We start from the raw sequence: 16,575 nt of genomic DNA, 5'->3' as shown, positions 1-16,575 counted from the left end.
AGCGCCATAAGGCGCTTTTTTATGTACGAATCAGGCATTACATAATTTTGATGCCTTGCTGACCTGCTGGTGTTACTTTGAAAATTTCAACTTCAAAAGTAATGTCCTTACCAGCAAGCGGATGGTTAAAGTCGACCTCAGTGATATCATCATCAACCGATTTAACCACACCATATAATGACTGCTTTGCTTTATCTTCAAACTCAATCATTTGACCTTCAGCAGGACGTTGCTCAAATTTAACAGTATCAAATTTTTGCACGTTCTCTTGGTTCCAAGGGCCAAAAGCATCTTCAGCAGGTAAACTTACTGTACGACGGTCACCCGCGCGTAAGCCAAATAAAGCTTTTTCAAAACCAGGCAATAAGCTGCCATCACCTATCACGAGGCTTACAGGTTCTTCGCGACTACGGGTATTATCAATTTCAACACCATTTTCAATGGCTACTGAAAAGTGTAAATGTACTTTTGAACCCGCTTCAATGCGAGTATCTTCATTTGGATTAATAAAATCAGTCATTTTGCGCTTCCGCACGTTGAATACGATGTTTCTCTAAGAAAAAAGTATCGATCAGCATTAAGATGGTACCTAAAGTAATGGCACTATCTGCAAGGTTAAAAGCAGGGAAGTGGCTATTGTTATAGTAGACATGAATAAAATCTACAACATAGCCTAAACTTACTCGATCAATAAGATTACCAATCGCCCCACCTAAGATGAGTGCGATGGCTAAAGGCAATACTTTCATGTTTTTTGGCATACGCATAATCCAAAACACAAAAATAACCGAGACAATTCCTGCAAGTGATGTAAAGAAATAACGTTGCCATCCACCGGCATCGGACAAGAAACTAAAGGCAGCGCCGTAGTTATGTAATAATGTCCAATTTAAAAAAGGTAAAACAGGTACAGGGTCTGCATAAGTCAGATGTGTACTTGCTATCCATTTAGTCCATTGATCCAAAATAATGGCAACAATAGACAATCCTATCCACCACAAATTGTGGGGATAGAATTGGAATAAACCTTTTTTATTATTTTGTGGATTAGGCATATTTTCTCTCTTCGCCTTGACCTGTAGGGAGGTTAATAATACAACGACCACATAGTCCTGGATGTGATGGATGTGTATTCACATCAGGCAGAACATGCCAGCAACGAACGCATTTTTCGCCGTCAGCAGCAGAAACTTTCACATTCAAGCCTTCTAAGTCAGATACTTCACCTTGTGCTGCATCGAAACTATTGACCATCACTTGTGAAGTAATGAGAACGAAACGAAGTTCATCGCCTAATTTGTCTAGAACGGCTTTAAGTTCATCATTCGCCCAAAGCTCAACCTTAGCAGACAAGTTTGAACCCACAGTTTTCGCACCACGTGCTGCCTCGATAAACTTATTCACTGCCGATTTCACATTGATCAATGTTTGCCATTCAGTTTCTGATACGACATTGGCACTTGATGCAGTCGGAATATCATACCATTCAGCAGTGAAGACATATTTCTCAGTTTGACCGGGAATCAATGGCCAAGCTTCTTGTGCGGTGAACGTTAAAATAGGTGCCATCCAACGTACAAATGCTTGAACCAAATGGTACAACGCAGTTTGTGCAGAACGGCGTGCTTGAGAATCTGCTTTGGTGGTGTACTGACGGTCTTTGATAATGTCTAGGTAGAAACCACCTAAATCGTTGATACAGAAATTCGTCAGCGCACTTGTCACGATATGGAAGTTCATATCTTCGTAAGCTTTCTTAATGGTTTCTTGCACTTCTGAAGCACGTTGCAAGATGTATTGATCAAGTGCAATCAAATCATCAATCGCTAAGCAATCAGTCGCAGGTTGGAAACCATTTAAGTTTGCTAACAAGAAACGCAATGTGTTACGAATACGACGGTAACCGTCTGAGGCACGGTTAAAGATTTCTTTACCTGCGGTCATTTCATAACGGTAATCTGCAGATGCAATCCAGAAACGAAGGCCATCAGCACCCATATCTTTAATGATGTCTTGCGGTGTGATGACGTTACCGATCGATTTCGACATCTTACGGCCTTTCTCATCGACCACGAAGCCGTGTGTCAACAAGCCTTTATACGGTGCGCGTTCGTTGATTGCCATTGAAGTCAACAATGAAGATTGGAACCAACCACGGTGTTGGTCTGAACCTTCAAGGTACAAATCAGCAGGGTCTTGTAGCTCTTCACGTTCACGAAGAACTGCAAAGTGTGTTGTACCTGAATCGAACCATACGTCTAAAGTATCTCGAACAGCGTTATAGCAATCTGCATCATCACCGATGAATTCGCGTGCATCACGGTTATACCAACCATCAATACCTTCTTGCTCGATTAACTTCGCAACTTCTTCAATCAATTCAGGTGTACGAGGGTGTAACTCGTTAGTATCTTTATGAACGAAGAATGGAATTGGCACACCCCAAGTACGTTGGCGAGAGATACACCAATCTGGGCGACCTTCGATCATCGCTTGAATACGGTTTTTACCCCAATCTGGTACGAACTCAATATCATTTTCAATCGCGTTCAATGCACCTTGGCGTAGACCTTTGGCATCCATGCTGATGAACCATTGTGGTGTTGCACGGAAGATAATCGGTGTTTTATGGCGCCAACAATGTGGGTAGCTATGTTTAATCACAACATGTGCCCAAAGTTTGCCTGCTTCAGTCAATGCTGCAATAATTTTTGGATTGGCTTTGTAGATGTGCTCGCCTGCAAACAGTGGCGATGTTGGAAGATACACACCATTACCGCCAACAGGGTTTTCAACTTTCAAGTTGTACTGTAAGCCAACTTTATAGTCGTCCACACCATGACCCGGTGCAGTATGTACAGCACCTGTACCGCTACCGTCAGTCACGTGTTCGCCTAGAATCACAGGAACTTGGCGTTCAGCGATCAATGGGTGTTGCAGCACAAGGTTCTCAAGTTTAGAACCTGTGAATTCAGCAATGACTTCAAATGCAGTAAAACCATAACGCTGAGTAGCTGATTCAACCAATGATTTCGCAAGAATGAAGTTTTGAGGTACTTTGTCTTCACCTGTTGCTTTAACAAGTTGATACTCAAGCTCAGCATGTAAAGCGACTGCTTGGTTAGCAGGCATGGTCCAAGGCGTTGTGGTCCAGATCACGATGTCGGTACGATCAGCAATGTCTACACCCAAACGTGCAGAAAGGTCAGCTAAATCAACAACGCTGAAACCCACATCAATTGCGTCTGATTTTTTATCTTCGTATTCAACTTCAGCTTCAGCCAATGATGAACCACAGTCTAAACACCAGTTGACGGGTTTAAGACCTGGTTCGATATGACCTGCTTTGGCAATAGCACCCAATGAACGTACGATGTCGGCTTCTTGTTTGAAGTTCATCGTTAAGTACGGATTGTCCCAATCACCAAACACGCCCATACGCACGAAGTCTTTCTTTTGCAGTTCAACTTGTGTGTAAGCATATTCACGGCAGGCTTTACGGAATGTAGAAGCATCCACTTTTACGCCGACTTTACCGACTTTTTCTTCAACTTTAAGTTCAATTGGAAGACCGTGACAGTCCCAACCCGGTACGTATGGTGCATCAAAACCATCCATCACTCGGCTTTTAATGATGATGTCTTTCAGGACTTTGTTAACCGCATGACCTAAGTGAATTTGACCATTCGCATATGGAGGGCCGTCATGGAGCACATATTTTTTCTTGCCAATACGCGACGCACGAATCTGCTGATAAATGTTGTCGGCATACCACTCTTCTAACCATTTCGCTTCACGTACTGCGAGATTTGCTTTCATCGCAAAGTCAGTACCTGGGAGGTTTAGCGTGGCTTTATAGTCCACTGCATTTTCAGGAGTTTGCTTATCGCTCATGCAAGTTGTCTTCCAATTTAATCAGTCTAAAGCTGACGCGTTTTACAAAAATTAAGGAGTATTAATAAGGAAAGTTGGGGTTGTTTCGGCGAAACTCAAGCAGTTGCTCAACATCATCATCGATCCCAGCTTTGAGTGCTTCTAGCGAAGGATAATTCTTTTCGCCATGAACAAAGTTCAAAAAGGTTACCCGCATTAACAGACCATACAGATTAGCAGAAACATCAGGGAAATGTACTTCTAATCGCCACTCTGGATGTTCCTGTTCGATGGCTGGTCGGGTGCCGACATGTCCTGCACCGAAAAGGGCTGTAGCCTCATAACCAGCGATACCTTGATATTCGGCATTTTCATTGCAAACTTTGTCTTTTAACGATTCTGTTTCACAAATCACTTCAACACCATAGATGCCATGCAAACAGGGCTTATGGCGGTTTAGACGAACATTGATAGTTGGAAAGTTAATGGTGCGACCGATTTGATCACCATATTGAACACGACCCGTAATGCTATACGGGCGACCAAGTAGCTCCGCAGCTTTTTTAAGGTCCCCTGTAGCCAAAGTTTGGCGTATTAAGGTAGAGCTAATACGCTCGCCATTCAGTTCAACGTTATTTAAATCGGTGACTTGAAAACCATAATCGCGCAAGAATTGGCTATTACCTTGTCGGTTTTTACCAAAATGATGATCTTCACCGAGTACTAGGCTTTGGGTATTCAGTTTGTATTTTAGAATATCAGCAAACTCTTCCGCACTTAAATTACGAAATGTGTCATCAAATTTAGCAACAACAATATAGTCGATACCAAGTGCAGCCAAATGTTCCACTTTTTCACGTAATGAACTAATTCGTGGTGGTGCATCGTAACTTTTAAAATATTCTAAAGGCTGTGGCTCAAAAATCATCACCACAGTTTTTAAATCTTGTTGTTGTGCTATGTCTTTTAATTGCTGAACCATCGCCTGATGACCCAAATGAACACCATCAAAATTGCCAATGGTGACGGCAGTTTTGGGCAATTGAAAGTTGGGCGCTAAAGCATTCAGACGGAGTAGCTTCATGGGCGAAATGGTGACTAAAATTAATTTGGGCTATATATTGCCATATTCTCACAGTTTCGTCTTGTTGTTGTGTTTTTATTCAATACTTTTCTTATTCTAGATCAAGATGCTTGAGTCATTAGATCAAAGAAACTTTTATTTCCGGATATATTTTTGTCTAATGTGTTCCATTCAATATTTAATGAGTAAGTGATGTCTGATCTAGCCCTAATTATGGCCTTAGCAAGCGAATCTAAAGGATTATTCGAAGCTGAAAATATTGCAGTGCATTACAGTGGGATTGGTAAGGTCAATGCAGCATTTAAAGCTTTTGAAGTGATTCAAAAGACAGGATGCACAACTTTGCTGAATTTAGGAACAGCAGGAAGTTCGCATTTTGATGCACATTCCTTGGTTGAAGTAACAACATTTGTACAGCGAGATATGGATGTTTCACCGCTTGGCTTTGAAGTTGGTGTTACACCGATGGATCAGGAATTTCCCGCAGCGATTAACCTAGAGCCGTATTTTCAACATCTTCCCAAGGGCATTTGTGGGACTGGCGATAGCTTTGAAACTGGTGAACCTAAGGTGCCATGTCAGTTGGTTGATATGGAAGGATATGCGCTCGCCAAAGTATGTAAGAAACTTGGCGTTCGTTTGATTTCCGTGAAATACATTACAGATGGGGCAAACGACACCGCACATTTAGATTGGGAGGAGAACTTGTTGTTGGGCGCTCAAAAATTATTGGCTTTATATCAGAGTATGGAACACTAGATTTTGAAGATTTTGGCGACCATAGAAACTATGGTCGTATGCCAGAGATCAATCTCGAAGAGATTTAGATAAACCAATTATGGTCGAGGTAAAATACCGTATAGCATCATATGGACTGTATGCTCGATGGTACGTTGATACATGGTGCGATTGCGCAAGGTTTTTCCCGTTACCATTTCAGTTTGGGTGCTAAAATCAGCATAGTTTTGTGTGATACCCCAAAGGTTAATAATTAAAACCTCAGCATCGATCTTGTCTGATATTTTGCCTTGCTCTTGCCACGTGGAAATGACTTTAGATTTGCGTTTGAAGAGTTTTTTTAATGGGCCTTTCAAAATTGGCAGGATATGTGGTGCGCCTTGGATAATTTCTAAAGCAAATAATTTTGATGCTTTATGTTGAGTACGAGAAACCTCGATCTTTTGCATGAGATATTGCGTGATCGCTTCAGCAGGCTCTAAATCAGCTTCCAACATTTGCAGTGGAGCTAACCATTTTTGCATGACAGTAGTCAGCACTTCGACATAGAGCGCTTCTTTATTTTCATAGTAATAGAAAATATTCGATTTGTGCATTTCCGCGAGTTGTGCAATTTCATCTAAGCTTGCACCACTAAAACCATACACAGAAAACACATCTAATGCAGCAGCTAAAAGCTGTTGACGTTTTTGCGTACTCTTCTTTTGTTCCATCTCGTCAGTAAATTATAAAAAGGAACCTCAAATTGTACGGCAAAACGTGCGATTTGTGCACAAGGATTAGGGCATTTGCAAAAGAATATGAAGAATAATTGTGTAGTTAAGTGATAAAACTAATAATAAGACACATGTACAATTTATTTGATAAACAAATACATATTACTCATGTGGGAAATGCTGATCGAGGATATCTTTTAATTTAATTAAAAAAAGCCATTTATCAGTACGAAAAGTGTCTAATTTTCCGACGAAAATTAGACACTTCCATTTACCTCATTCAACAATTCAGAATGTCATATTTTGTATCGCTTAAGTTGAAAGTACGGCTTCTAAAACTTGTTGTTCAAGCTCTGCAAATTTGACATTTTTTTGTCGCGGTCGTGGTAAATCTACTTTGAACTGATGTGCGATATGACCTTTATCGAGCAAAATAATACGATCTGCTAACTGAACAGCTTCACTGACATCATGTGTCACTAAGATGGTGGTGAAGCCTTGTTCTAACCATAGTCTCTCGATTAAATTTTGCATGTCTAAACGCGTAAGCGCATCTAAAGCCCCCAAAGGTTCATCAAGTAATAGTATTCGAGGGGTATGAGACAAGGCACGTGCTAGCGCTGCTCGTTGACGTTGTCCACCTGAAAGTTGTGCAGGCCAAAGTTCAGCTTTTTCATTTAAGCCAACTTTTTCCAATAATGCTTCAGCCTTATCATGCTGGGATTTATCTAAGCCCAATTGCACATTTTTTAAAATGCTTTTCCATGGTAATAGGCGAGGATCTTGGAACATGACGCGGATGTCATCTGCGGTAATACCTTCACGAAAGTTCAGTGCAGATTTAAATTTAATCTCACCATAACTCGGTTGTTCTAAATCCGCGATTAACCGTAACAACGTACTCTTACCACAGCCACTTCGACCCACAATGGCAACAAATTCACCAGGTTCTATATGTAGGTCTAAATCCTCTAATACTTTAACTTTGCCATAGAACTTGTGCAGTTGTTCAAGATTGATTTCTGCACCGATCTTTTGTGGAGCTGATCTGGCATGATCTGGAATGACATGTTCTTCAGCGAGATTTGAAATACTTAAATCAGTCATATGCATTCCTATTTTTGATAGCCTGGATGCCAGCGTAATAAATATTTTTCTAAGGCAACCGCGAGTACATCCGCTAATTTACCAAGTAGGGCATACAGTAGAATCCCAACTAAAACGACATCTGTTTGTAAAAATTCACGCGCATTCATGGTCATGTAGCCAATTCCAGCTTGTGCCGAGATGGTTTCAGCCACAATTAAAAGAACCCAAACTAAACCTAGTGCGAAGCGCAAACCAACTAAAATGGAAGGAAGAGCACCTGGTAAAATAATTTCTTTGTATAACTGCCAGCGTGTTAATCCATAACTCTTGCCCATCTCGATCAGCTGAGGATCTACAGATCGGATACCGTGATACGTATTGATATAAATTGGGAAAAACACGCCAATCGCGACCAAAAATAATTTGGCAGATTCGTCAATTCCAAACCATAGAATCACCAATGGAATTAAAGCTAAAGCTGGAATATTACGGATCATTTGTAGGGTCGTGTCGAGTAACGTAGAGGCGACTTTAGATGAGCCATTTAACAACCCTAAAAATAATCCTAAGCCCCCACCAATCAGCAAGCCAATCAGTGCACGTCCCGCACTGACTTGGACATGTGTCCACAGTTCACCACTAAGCAATAGATGCCAAAAAGCCAAAACCACTGCGGTTGGAGCAGGCAAGACGCGGCTTTCTAAAATGCCAGTGACTGATGCCAGTTGCCAAATCACAATAAGAAAAATGGGTACTAACCAAGGCAACAAACGTTGCCCCAGTTGTTTGATTCCTCGAGAGAGAAAACCTTCAGCTTTAACCACCTTGGTTTTACTCAACACGATAGAATGTTTTTGAGTTTTATCTACCGCTGTTGTCATGCCGGCTCCTGAACCTGATCTCCTTTTTTATTTTCTTCAGGAGTATAGTTATTCGCGACAATCTCACCAAAAGGACCAGTCAGATTAGGTTGAGTCAGTTTTTGGCGTGTTTCTAATGGCAGAAGAGGGAATACCAATTCAGCAAAACGAATTGATTCTTCAAGATGCGGATAACCCGAGAAAATAAAGGTATTAATGCCTAAATCTGCATATTCTTGGATACGTGCCGCCACAGTTTCAGGGTCACCTACTAATGCCGTGCCTGCACCCCCACGGACGAGACCTACGCCAGCCCATAAGTTTGGTGACACTTCAAGTTTCGAGCGATCTCCATTATGAAGTTCAGCCATACGACGTTGACCAACAGAGTCCATTTGTTTAAATTTTTTCTGTGCCGCAGCGATGGTTTCATCATCAACATACTGAATTAATTCTTCAGCAGCTCTCCATGCTTCCTCGTTGGTTTCGCGGACGATGACATGTAAACGAATACCGTAATCTAGGGTGCGACCTTTAGCTGCCGCCTTAGCGCGGACATTTTCAATTTTTTCTTTAACCGCTGCTGGAGGCTCTCCCCAAGTTAAATAGGTATCTACTTGATCAGTTGCCAGTTCAACAGCATCATCAGAAGAACCACCAAACCACAATGGTGGATAAGGTTTTTGGACGGGTGGATATAATAATTTTGCATCGTCCACGCTTAGACGTTCACCATGGAAAGTGAAGCTTTCACCCGTATGTGAGCGTTTTAAAATTTCGCGCCAAATCGTAGTATATTCAGTCGCAGTTTTATAACGCGTTTTATGATCTTCATAGACGCCGTCACCTTTTAACTCTTGCTCATCACCACCAGTGACCAAGTTCAATAGAACACGGCCATTTGAAAGACGGTCAAAGGTTGCTGCCATACGTGCAGCCAGTGCAGGAGTGGTTACCCCTGGACGCAAAGCAACGAGAAATTTAAGATTTTTGGTGGCATCAATTAAACTTGCGGCAGTCAACCATGGATCTTCACAAGAACGACCAGTCGGGATAAGCACACCTTCATAACCTAGATTATCCACCGCCACAGCGATTTGTTTCATGTAGGCATGGTCGACAACACGTCCGCCTTTGCTTGTACCTAGGTAGCGACTATCACCATGAGTAGGAATAAACCAGAAAATTTTCATTACTTAAGTCCTTAATATGAGTTACTTACCAGTCCATACGACTTGGTTAATTTGTATCGGTTTAGGAATGATTTTGAGTTCAGCAAAGCGATCAGCCAGTTGTTGCTGATCTGCAATGACTTTCGCGGTTAAAGGTGCTGCATAAGATGGACGAGGTCGGCGCTGAACAAAGGTTTGGCTCACATTCGGCTTTAAACCTGTTGTTTTGGCAAAAATCGTTGCTGTAGTTTTTAAGTTCTTTTGAACCCATTGATCAGCAAGATTAATCTGTTCAATGACACCTGAAATCGCTTGAGGATGTTTGTCGATAAACTTGCCTGAAGCGAGATAGAACGTGTAATTCGGGCTCAGCCCTTGTCCAGTGGTCAAAACTTTTGCTTTATCTTCAAGTTCAGCAGCAGCGTAATACGGGTCCCAAATGGCCCATGCATCAACAGCACCTTTTTGGAATGCTGCGCGTGCATCAGCAGGACTTAACCAAATTGGTTTTACATCGCTCCATTGCAAACCTGCTTTTCGGACGGCTTGGACCAATAGATAATGTGAACTAGAGCCACGATGTACTGCGACACGCTTGCCTTTGAGTTGTTTAAGCTGAGTAATGTTGGATTTTTGCGGTACTAAGATTGCTGAAGAAAGTGGCTTCGCCGCCTCATAAGCAATGTAATGCAAAGGTTTGTTTCCTGCTTGAGCATAAACAGGGGGGGTATCACCTGTTGCACCAATATCCACTGAACCCACTGCAAGTGCTTCTAAAATTTGAGGACCACCAGGGAACTCATTCCATGTAATTTTGGCATTGGGAAATTCTTGCTCAAACAGTTTTTGCTGTTGAGCAATCACCAAATTCACGGAAGATTTTTGGAAGCCAATGCGTAATTCTTTCACTGAGGGATCAACAGCCCATGCAGCTGAGCAACCCAACATCGCACAGGCAAATAGCATCGTTGTCATTGAATGACTCGAGGTTTTAAACCAAGTGTGTGCTGTATTTGCTGATTGATATTGAGTCATGTTCATCACCTTTTCATGTTGTTATTTGGGTGTAGGCGCAATAATTGCGGCCTGAATATTGATTTTGTTTGGAATCAATTTCTGTTGATGGAATACATCCGCAACTTTTTGCTGATGTTGAGCAACTTCAGTACTAATTGGGTAAACGCCGAAGCTCATACGTCCAATTGAGGTTTGAAGAATTTTGAAATCTAGACCTGTAGGCTTCACGAGCAGTTGAGCTGCTTCGTCTTTATTGGAAGCAATCCAATCTGATGCTTCATTAAGTTCTTGAACAACGGTTTGTATAATTTCAGGATTCTGTTCAACGAACTTACGATCAGCCATATAGAACTGGTAGTTATTGGCATTCCCTTCGCCAGAAGCGAGAACACGTGCGCCGATTTGATGCTCTGCTGCTGCAAAGAACGGATCCCAGATTACCCATGCATCGACTGCACCGCGCTCAAATGCTGCGCGAGCATCCGATGGTGGTAGGTAAACCACTTCAATATCATCAAGCGTCAAATGATTCTTTTCTAAGATCTTCAAGAGAAGATAATGAACGTTGGAACCTTTGTTTAACGCTACACGCTTACCTTTAAGTTGTTGAATATCTTTGATGTTCGAATTTTTTTGAACAATCAACGCTTCAGCGCGTGGAGTCGCAGGTTGATTTGCGACATAAACCAAATTTGAATTCGCTGCTTGGGCAAAAATAGGGGGTGCTTCACCGACTTCACCAAATGAAACACTGCCGACATTCAAACCTTCTAACAGTTGTGGTCCACCTGGGAACTCTACCCATTTCACTTGAATGTTTTGATCCTTCAAAGCGGCTTCTAATTCACCACGTTCTTTAATCACGGGCAGTAAGCCATACTTTTGATAACCGATATTTAACACTTGGGTTTTATCTTCTTTTTTTGAGTCGCAACCAGTGAGTAGCAAAGCACCTGTTAACGCAGAAGACAAAATGAGTGTTTTTTTCCAAAGATTAGCGTTAAAGCTGCTCATATTGAAAATCCTGAAAACTTAAAAATAAAAAAATCAAAAAAAATAAATGCGTCATGTAACGCGCCTAAGTTAATGAATTTTCTATTTCGTAAAAAATAAGAATTCAGGAATTCCTAATGAATAAAAAAGATAAAATTAAAAGAGAAAAAAATATCTAAAAAAATGCAAAAGGCTCAATCTAAGAATAACGATATTTTGTTTCTAAGTTTATGAAATATATAAATATATATTAAAATATTAAATTGTGATAAGGATATGATTTGTATGAATATATCGAATGATTGTGAAGATAGTTCACCTAGGAATATCGATATATAAAAGAAAGATAAAGCAGTTCATAAGGGTGCAATAAAAAAGCCACTTTAGAGTGGCTTTTTACAAACAATTGAGTTTCTTTGGAAATTATAAAGTGCCTGACGCGCTTGTGGTAAGTCATCCACCGATGCTTTGACAAACCCTTGTTCCAAAAACCAATGTGCGGTTCGTGTCGTAAGAATAAATAACTGTTGGATATTAGACTTTTTTGCTTTCTCTTCTAAATAGTGCAAGATTTGGCTACCACGGTTTGATTTTCGGTAACTTGGATGTACCGCCACACAGGCTATTTCTGCAGAACGAATTTCATTTGACTCAGTTGGTATTGGATATAATGCTGCACAAGCCAGAACCATACCGTCACGTTCAATCACAGCGAAATGATCAATTTCATTTTCCAAGCGTTCTCTCGAGCGGTATACCAAAATGCCTTCTTGTTCTAATGGGCGTAATAAACTGATTAATCCACCGACATCTTGAATCGTTGCCGTGCGGACTTCTTCATAATGTGCATCGGTGATCATCGTGCCATGCCCATCACGAGTAAATAATTCTTCGATTAATGCACCATCATGTTCATATGACAATAAATGAACGCGGTTAACGCCATTTAAAGAGGCTTCCTTGGCATTTTGTAAATGCAATGCCAATTCATAATTTTGCTCTAAAGCAACGTCAATATGTTGATCAAGCTGATGCGGGGTCACTTCGCGCAACAACTGCTGTGGGTTTTGCATTAAACCTTGTTCGGAACCGAGAAAAATGAGTTTATCGGCACCGAGTTGGATAGCTGTTTTGGTCGCCACTTCTTCAGCAAGCAGGTTATAGACTTCACCAGTGGTTGAATAACCTGAGGGGCCAAGCAATACAATATTGTGATTGTCCAAATGCTTTTGAATCGCATCTGCATCGACTGAACGCACTTCACCGGTAAGTTGATAATCGATGCCGTTACGAATGCCATAAGGTTTAGCTGTTATAAAATTACCAGATACCACATCAATGCGAGCACCATACATGGGTGAGTTTGCAAGTCCCATAGACAATAAGGCTTCGATTTGTAAACGGATTGAGCCTACGGCAGACATGACCGCACCTAATGAATCACGTGTTGTTACTCTACGATGATTATGAAAAGGGCTATCTAAATTCTTCTCAGCAAGATTTGCACTGATTTGTGGTCTTGCTCCATGAACCAGAATAAGTCGAATGCCGAGAGAATGTAAAAGCGCAATATCATGAATAATATGTTGAAAATTTGGTGATTGAACTGCTTCGCCACCAAACATTAAAACAAAGGTTTTATTACGATGGGCGTTGATATACGGCGCTGAGTTTCGGAACCAATGCACATATTGCTGTGTCATATTTTGAGTTGTATCTATTGAGTCCGATTGCATGCATGTACCGATAGAAGCGGGAAGTGGTCATCAGATTCTAAACAAAAAAATGATTTTCCACACCTGCATTAAAATAAAGACATAAAAAAGCCCAAACTGAGTTTGGGCTGAGTGCAGGGAAGATCAATTTGAGAAGATCTAGGAATAAGCTTATCCGATAATACGCACGATGCGATCTGTACGCTCATTCACTAAGACATAGTCACCATTAATTTTGTACCACTGCTGGTTACGCGCCGCTTTAGGTAGATTCTTCGCTTGACGATCACTTAACTCAAATTTTGAAGAGTTGAATTGACGTGGTAACTGTTGACCTACTCGCCATTGACGGCTTGGATTTACATTTTGGAAGCCACGATTTTGTTCATAGCGGTCATGTTGATATTTCGCAGGCTGACCTTTATTCCAATGCGCTGGTGGTGGAGTTGGTTTTGAATAGTGACGGCCATCGTCATGTGGACCAGCCATCGCAGATGTTGCCAATAAACCACTCATTGCTAATGTAAGTACTGATACTAACTTTTTCATGTGGGATACCTCTAACTTTGTTATTTATCCGATATCGCTAAAGTACAAAATGATTTGAGATAAACCGTGGAGAGATATAGTCAATTTGTGAAATGTATGAAGAAGTGATGAAGATGAATGATTAGGATTGCACTCAACAAAAAACCCGACATAAAGTCGGGTCGATTTACACGTCAAAATTAATCTTGCTGGATTTTCAAAATACTATTGCTGTTTGAATCCACCAGAATAAAGTCATTATTCACTTTGTACCATTGTTGGTTTTTACCAGGTTTTGGTAGGTTATGATCTTTATATTCGGTTTTATAACTATTGCCACGATAGTGTTGAGGCATGACGTAGCCAGTTTGCCATTTATGTTGACGTAAACGTTTTACGCCACGCTCTTCTCTGTTTTTACGACGATCTTGGAACTCTTGATCTGATGAAGCATCATATTGAGTACGTTGCTCAAATCCTTTACCGCGTTCACGTGAACCTTTATCTTGGTAGTCATCAGAGTAAGGAGCAGCATTGGCAATATTTGCTGTAAATATTGCACTTAAAGATAATGTCAAAACTGTCATAATCTTTTTCATATTCCGCCCTCGTTGACCTTATAAATTGGGGTTCACACTAATGTACTGAAAAAATGCAGAGAAACTGTGAAGATAGAATGTAATTTAGATTAAAAATAACGAGATAATAAGAACATATTTTAATAGGAATGAAAATAGAAACCGATGCTTTAGCTGAGTAATCGTTGCTTTGAGCAATTTTAAATTTTGAATCCTAATATGATTTTTAAATTGTAAATATTTTAATAACACAGAAGATGATCTTCCTTTAAATGTGAAAAATCATCTGATCCGTTTCATCTCAGTGCCACTGATTATGATATTCCTGCAATTGTTGAATGGCTTCGATAATGATCCACGCAGTTTCGGCATGATCTAAACCTTGAACTAATGAAGCATCCAACTGTAACTGTTCGATCGTTTGGATCGTTGATAATTTTCGAGCTTGGTCTGCCATATTATTTCCTTATAAAAGTGTTGAATTTCATGGCATTGATCATAGTTAAAATTTATAAATATAAAAAACCGAATATTTTTCTCAATTTAATCTGATTATTCGATTAAAGTTCAAATCAAATGCTTAGAAGACAGCATAATTTTTTATATCGATAAACTTAGCGTATGTATAGACTTTTGTTATAGTAAGAACAATTTTAAAGCAACACTAGGAATAGGTTATGTCTGTCGCTCCGCGTATTGGGATTTTAGGTGCTGGTGGCCGTATGGGTCGTACATTGATTCAAGCAGTTCAAGATGCCGGTTATCAATTAGCAGCAGCGGTAGAGCGTCCAGGCAGTAGCCTTATTGGCGCTGATGCAGGCGAATTAGCGGGTATTGGTACACTTGGTGTGAAAGTCGTGGGTGATATCCAAGATGTTTTAAATGATTGCGATGTATTTATTGATTTTACTGCACCAGTTGCAACTGAACAGCATTTGAAACTGTGCCGTGAGGCTGGTGTTGCATTAGTGATCGGTACGACGGGAATGAACGATGAGCAAAAAGCATTTTTAGATGAAAGTGCAACGATTGCTCCTGTAGTGTACGCAGCAAACTACTCCGTAGGCGTGAACGTATCCATTAAACTTTTAGAATTAGCATCTAAAGTCTTTGGTGACAGTGTCGATATTGAAGTGATCGAAGCACATCATCGTCATAAAGTTGATGCGCCATCAGGTACTGCTTTAATGATGGGTGAGGCGATTGCTGATGCATTAGGTCGTGATTTGAAGCAAGATGCTGTGTATCACCGTGAAGGACATACTGGTCCTCGTGAACGTCAAAGCATTGGTTTCCAAACCATTCGTGGTGGCGATATTGTGGGTGAACATACGGTAATGTTTATTGGTGAAGGTGAACGTGTAGAAATCACACATAAAGCCACGAATCGCATGAATTTTGCTGCAGGTGCAGTACGTGCAGCTGCTTGGGTTGTAGGTAAAGCACCGAAAAAATATGACATGAAAGACGTTTTAGGCTTCAACGATATCAAAGTTTAAGTTTAAAAAAACTGCGTGATCATCTAAATAATAATGTTAAATATGAAGAATAAAAATGAAGAAAATTTCTATGATCTGCTTGCTTGTCAGTGCCATTGGCCTGACAAGCCAAGTTCAAGCCAATGAAGCCTCACGACTCACCATTAACAAAAACAATATTAAGGTGTGGACGATACAAAATCCTGATCATCCTGTGTTGTCCTATCGTGCTGAAACAGTAGTGGATGCTTCACTCGAAAGAGCAGTTGCAATTGTTTTAGATGTAGAAAATGCAAAATCATGGGTACCCAATGTCGGTTCAGCACAGGTGATTTCTCAAGATTTGAAGCAAGGTGAATTTAAACTCTACATGGTGTTAGATTTTCCATTTCCTTTGAAAGATCGAGACCTGATTGTGCAAGGGAAAATGTATAAGGACTCAAAAGGTATTATTCATATTAAGAATAAAGCTTCGCAAACGGGAAAATCGAAGAATCCTCAGTATATTCGGCTGCAACACTATGTTGGAGACTGGAGCTTTGAACAGATTGGACCGAATAAGGTGAAGGTCAGTACTTCAGGATATGCGGATCCAGAAGGTGCAATTCCACAAAGTGTGACCAATATGTTTGTACAACAGCAGCCTTATCAAATGTTGCAAAAAATGAAAACTGAATTAGCAAAATCTCAATCTGCGCAGATACCGTTACCAGATATTTTGAAATAATGAGTTT

Annotated in this window: 17 protein-coding genes; 3 read left to right on the top strand and 14 right to left on the bottom strand. The window is 40.6% G+C overall.

All coding sequences use genetic code 11. The annotated features are described in order from the left end of the window. Positions 1-37: 37 nt before the first annotated feature. The 4 genes from AC1M9C_RS03875 to ribF form a co-directional block, all read right to left on the bottom strand. Positions 38-520 (bottom strand): FKBP-type peptidyl-prolyl cis-trans isomerase, encoded by a 483-nt coding sequence (locus AC1M9C_RS03875; RefSeq protein ID WP_481592005.1) that lies wholly within the window; start codon positions 518-520, stop codon positions 38-40. Further along, positions 513-1,055 (bottom strand): signal peptidase II, encoded by a 543-nt coding sequence (gene lspA / locus AC1M9C_RS03870; protein WP_035270556.1) that lies wholly within the window; start codon positions 1,053-1,055, stop codon positions 513-515. Before lspA ends, AC1M9C_RS03875 begins: the two co-directional genes overlap by 8 nt. Further along, positions 1,048-3,894 (bottom strand): isoleucine--tRNA ligase, encoded by a 2,847-nt coding sequence (ileS, locus tag AC1M9C_RS03865; RefSeq protein ID WP_481953247.1) that lies wholly within the window; start codon positions 3,892-3,894, stop codon positions 1,048-1,050. The genes lspA and ileS overlap by 8 nt, the downstream gene beginning before the upstream one ends. 61 nt (positions 3,895-3,955) lie before the next feature. After that, on the bottom strand, positions 3,956-4,957 hold the full coding sequence (gene ribF / locus AC1M9C_RS03860) for a riboflavin biosynthesis protein RibF (RefSeq protein WP_481953246.1): 1,002 nt from the start codon (positions 4,955-4,957) through the stop codon (positions 3,956-3,958). Between the two features lie 189 nt (positions 4,958-5,146). On the opposite strand from ribF, the gene AC1M9C_RS03855 reads away from it, so the two are divergent. Next, the gene (locus AC1M9C_RS03855) at positions 5,147-5,716 is read left to right on the top strand and encodes a 5'-methylthioadenosine/S-adenosylhomocysteine nucleosidase family protein (protein ID WP_171076810.1); all 570 of its coding nucleotides are present in this window, start codon (positions 5,147-5,149) and stop codon (positions 5,714-5,716) included. A gap of 77 nt (positions 5,717-5,793) precedes the next feature. Here AC1M9C_RS03855 and AC1M9C_RS03850 read toward each other — a convergent pair whose 3' ends face one another. The 10 genes from AC1M9C_RS03850 to AC1M9C_RS03805 form a co-directional block, all read right to left on the bottom strand. Continuing rightward, positions 5,794-6,408: a TetR/AcrR family transcriptional regulator gene (locus AC1M9C_RS03850; protein WP_035264923.1), complete on the bottom strand. Its 615-nt coding sequence runs from the start codon at positions 6,406-6,408 to the stop codon at positions 5,794-5,796. A 315-nt stretch (positions 6,409-6,723) separates the two neighbouring features. Beyond that, positions 6,724-7,518, bottom strand: coding sequence for an ABC transporter ATP-binding protein (locus AC1M9C_RS03845; RefSeq protein ID WP_481953245.1), 795 nt, complete (start codon positions 7,516-7,518; stop codon positions 6,724-6,726). A gap of 8 nt (positions 7,519-7,526) precedes the next feature. Then, the gene (ssuC, locus tag AC1M9C_RS03840) at positions 7,527-8,324 is read right to left on the bottom strand and encodes an aliphatic sulfonate ABC transporter permease SsuC (RefSeq protein ID WP_481586967.1); all 798 of its coding nucleotides are present in this window, start codon (positions 8,322-8,324) and stop codon (positions 7,527-7,529) included. A 53-nt stretch (positions 8,325-8,377) separates the two neighbouring features. Further along, positions 8,378-9,553, bottom strand: a complete 1,176-nt coding sequence (gene ssuD, locus AC1M9C_RS03835; protein WP_092766595.1) for an FMNH2-dependent alkanesulfonate monooxygenase — start codon at positions 9,551-9,553, stop codon at positions 8,378-8,380. Positions 9,554-9,574: 21 nt separating this feature from the next. Further along, the gene (locus AC1M9C_RS03830; RefSeq protein WP_481611851.1) at positions 9,575-10,507 is read right to left on the bottom strand and encodes a sulfonate ABC transporter substrate-binding protein; all 933 of its coding nucleotides are present in this window, start codon (positions 10,505-10,507) and stop codon (positions 9,575-9,577) included. A gap of 81 nt (positions 10,508-10,588) precedes the next feature. Further along, entirely contained in the window at positions 10,589-11,563 is a 975-nt protein-coding gene (locus tag AC1M9C_RS03825) for a sulfonate ABC transporter substrate-binding protein (protein ID WP_481591997.1), read from the bottom strand. 362 nt (positions 11,564-11,925) lie between these two features. After that, positions 11,926-13,278 carry an amino-acid N-acetyltransferase gene (gene argA, locus AC1M9C_RS03820; RefSeq protein ID WP_481953244.1) on the bottom strand — a complete coding sequence of 451 codons (1,353 nt, stop codon included), beginning with the start codon at positions 13,276-13,278 and terminating at the stop codon, positions 11,926-11,928. 150 nt (positions 13,279-13,428) lie between these two features. Continuing rightward, entirely contained in the window at positions 13,429-13,806 is a 378-nt protein-coding gene (locus tag AC1M9C_RS03815) for an RcnB family protein (RefSeq protein WP_180000335.1), read from the bottom strand. A gap of 179 nt (positions 13,807-13,985) precedes the next feature. Beyond that, positions 13,986-14,384, bottom strand: a complete 399-nt coding sequence (locus tag AC1M9C_RS03810; RefSeq protein ID WP_180000337.1) for an RcnB family protein — start codon at positions 14,382-14,384, stop codon at positions 13,986-13,988. A 280-nt stretch (positions 14,385-14,664) separates the two neighbouring features. Continuing rightward, positions 14,665-14,820, bottom strand: a complete 156-nt coding sequence (locus AC1M9C_RS03805; protein WP_171076739.1) for a hypothetical protein — start codon at positions 14,818-14,820, stop codon at positions 14,665-14,667. 220 nt (positions 14,821-15,040) lie between these two features. On the opposite strand from AC1M9C_RS03805, the gene dapB reads away from it, so the two are divergent. Continuing rightward, entirely contained in the window at positions 15,041-15,862 is an 822-nt protein-coding gene (gene dapB, locus AC1M9C_RS03800; protein ID WP_035264896.1) for a 4-hydroxy-tetrahydrodipicolinate reductase, read from the top strand. A 55-nt stretch (positions 15,863-15,917) separates the two neighbouring features. After that, entirely contained in the window at positions 15,918-16,568 is a 651-nt protein-coding gene (locus AC1M9C_RS03795; RefSeq protein ID WP_180000339.1) for an START domain-containing protein, read from the top strand. Positions 16,569-16,575: the final 7 nt, after the last annotated feature.

Source organism: Acinetobacter sp. 24-47-39 (assembly GCF_056783825.1).
The sequence above is the reverse complement of the archived record's forward strand: the minus strand, read 5'-3'. Positions and strand labels throughout refer to the sequence as shown.

Coding starts and splice junctions, on each gene's coding strand:
- AC1M9C_RS03845 (WP_481953245.1), bottom strand. CDS start 7,518: ATGACTGATTTAAGTATTTCAAATCTCGCTGAAGAACATGTCATTCCA.
- dapB (WP_035264896.1), top strand. CDS start 15,041: ATGTCTGTCGCTCCGCGTATTGGGATTTTAGGTGCTGGTGGCCGTATG.
- AC1M9C_RS03875 (WP_481592005.1), bottom strand. CDS start 520: ATGACTGATTTTATTAATCCAAATGAAGATACTCGCATTGAAGCGGGT.
- AC1M9C_RS03805 (WP_171076739.1), bottom strand. CDS start 14,820: ATGGCAGACCAAGCTCGAAAATTATCAACGATCCAAACGATCGAACAG.
- ssuD (WP_092766595.1), bottom strand. CDS start 9,553: ATGAAAATTTTCTGGTTTATTCCTACTCATGGTGATAGTCGCTACCTA.
- AC1M9C_RS03815 (WP_180000335.1), bottom strand. CDS start 13,806: ATGAAAAAGTTAGTATCAGTACTTACATTAGCAATGAGTGGTTTATTG.
- AC1M9C_RS03825 (WP_481591997.1), bottom strand. CDS start 11,563: ATGAGCAGCTTTAACGCTAATCTTTGGAAAAAAACACTCATTTTGTCT.
- argA (WP_481953244.1), bottom strand. CDS start 13,278: ATGCAATCGGACTCAATAGATACAACTCAAAATATGACACAGCAATAT.
- AC1M9C_RS03830 (WP_481611851.1), bottom strand. CDS start 10,507: ATGACAACGATGCTATTTGCCTGTGCGATGTTGGGTTGCTCAGCTGCA.
- AC1M9C_RS03810 (WP_180000337.1), bottom strand. CDS start 14,384: ATGAAAAAGATTATGACAGTTTTGACATTATCTTTAAGTGCAATATTT.
- AC1M9C_RS03795 (WP_180000339.1), top strand. CDS start 15,918: ATGAAGAAAATTTCTATGATCTGCTTGCTTGTCAGTGCCATTGGCCTG.
- lspA (WP_035270556.1), bottom strand. CDS start 1,055: ATGCCTAATCCACAAAATAATAAAAAAGGTTTATTCCAATTCTATCCC.
- ribF (WP_481953246.1), bottom strand. CDS start 4,957: ATGAAGCTACTCCGTCTGAATGCTTTAGCGCCCAACTTTCAATTGCCC.
- AC1M9C_RS03850 (WP_035264923.1), bottom strand. CDS start 6,408: ATGGAACAAAAGAAGAGTACGCAAAAACGTCAACAGCTTTTAGCTGCT.
- ileS (WP_481953247.1), bottom strand. CDS start 3,894: ATGAGCGATAAGCAAACTCCTGAAAATGCAGTGGACTATAAAGCCACG.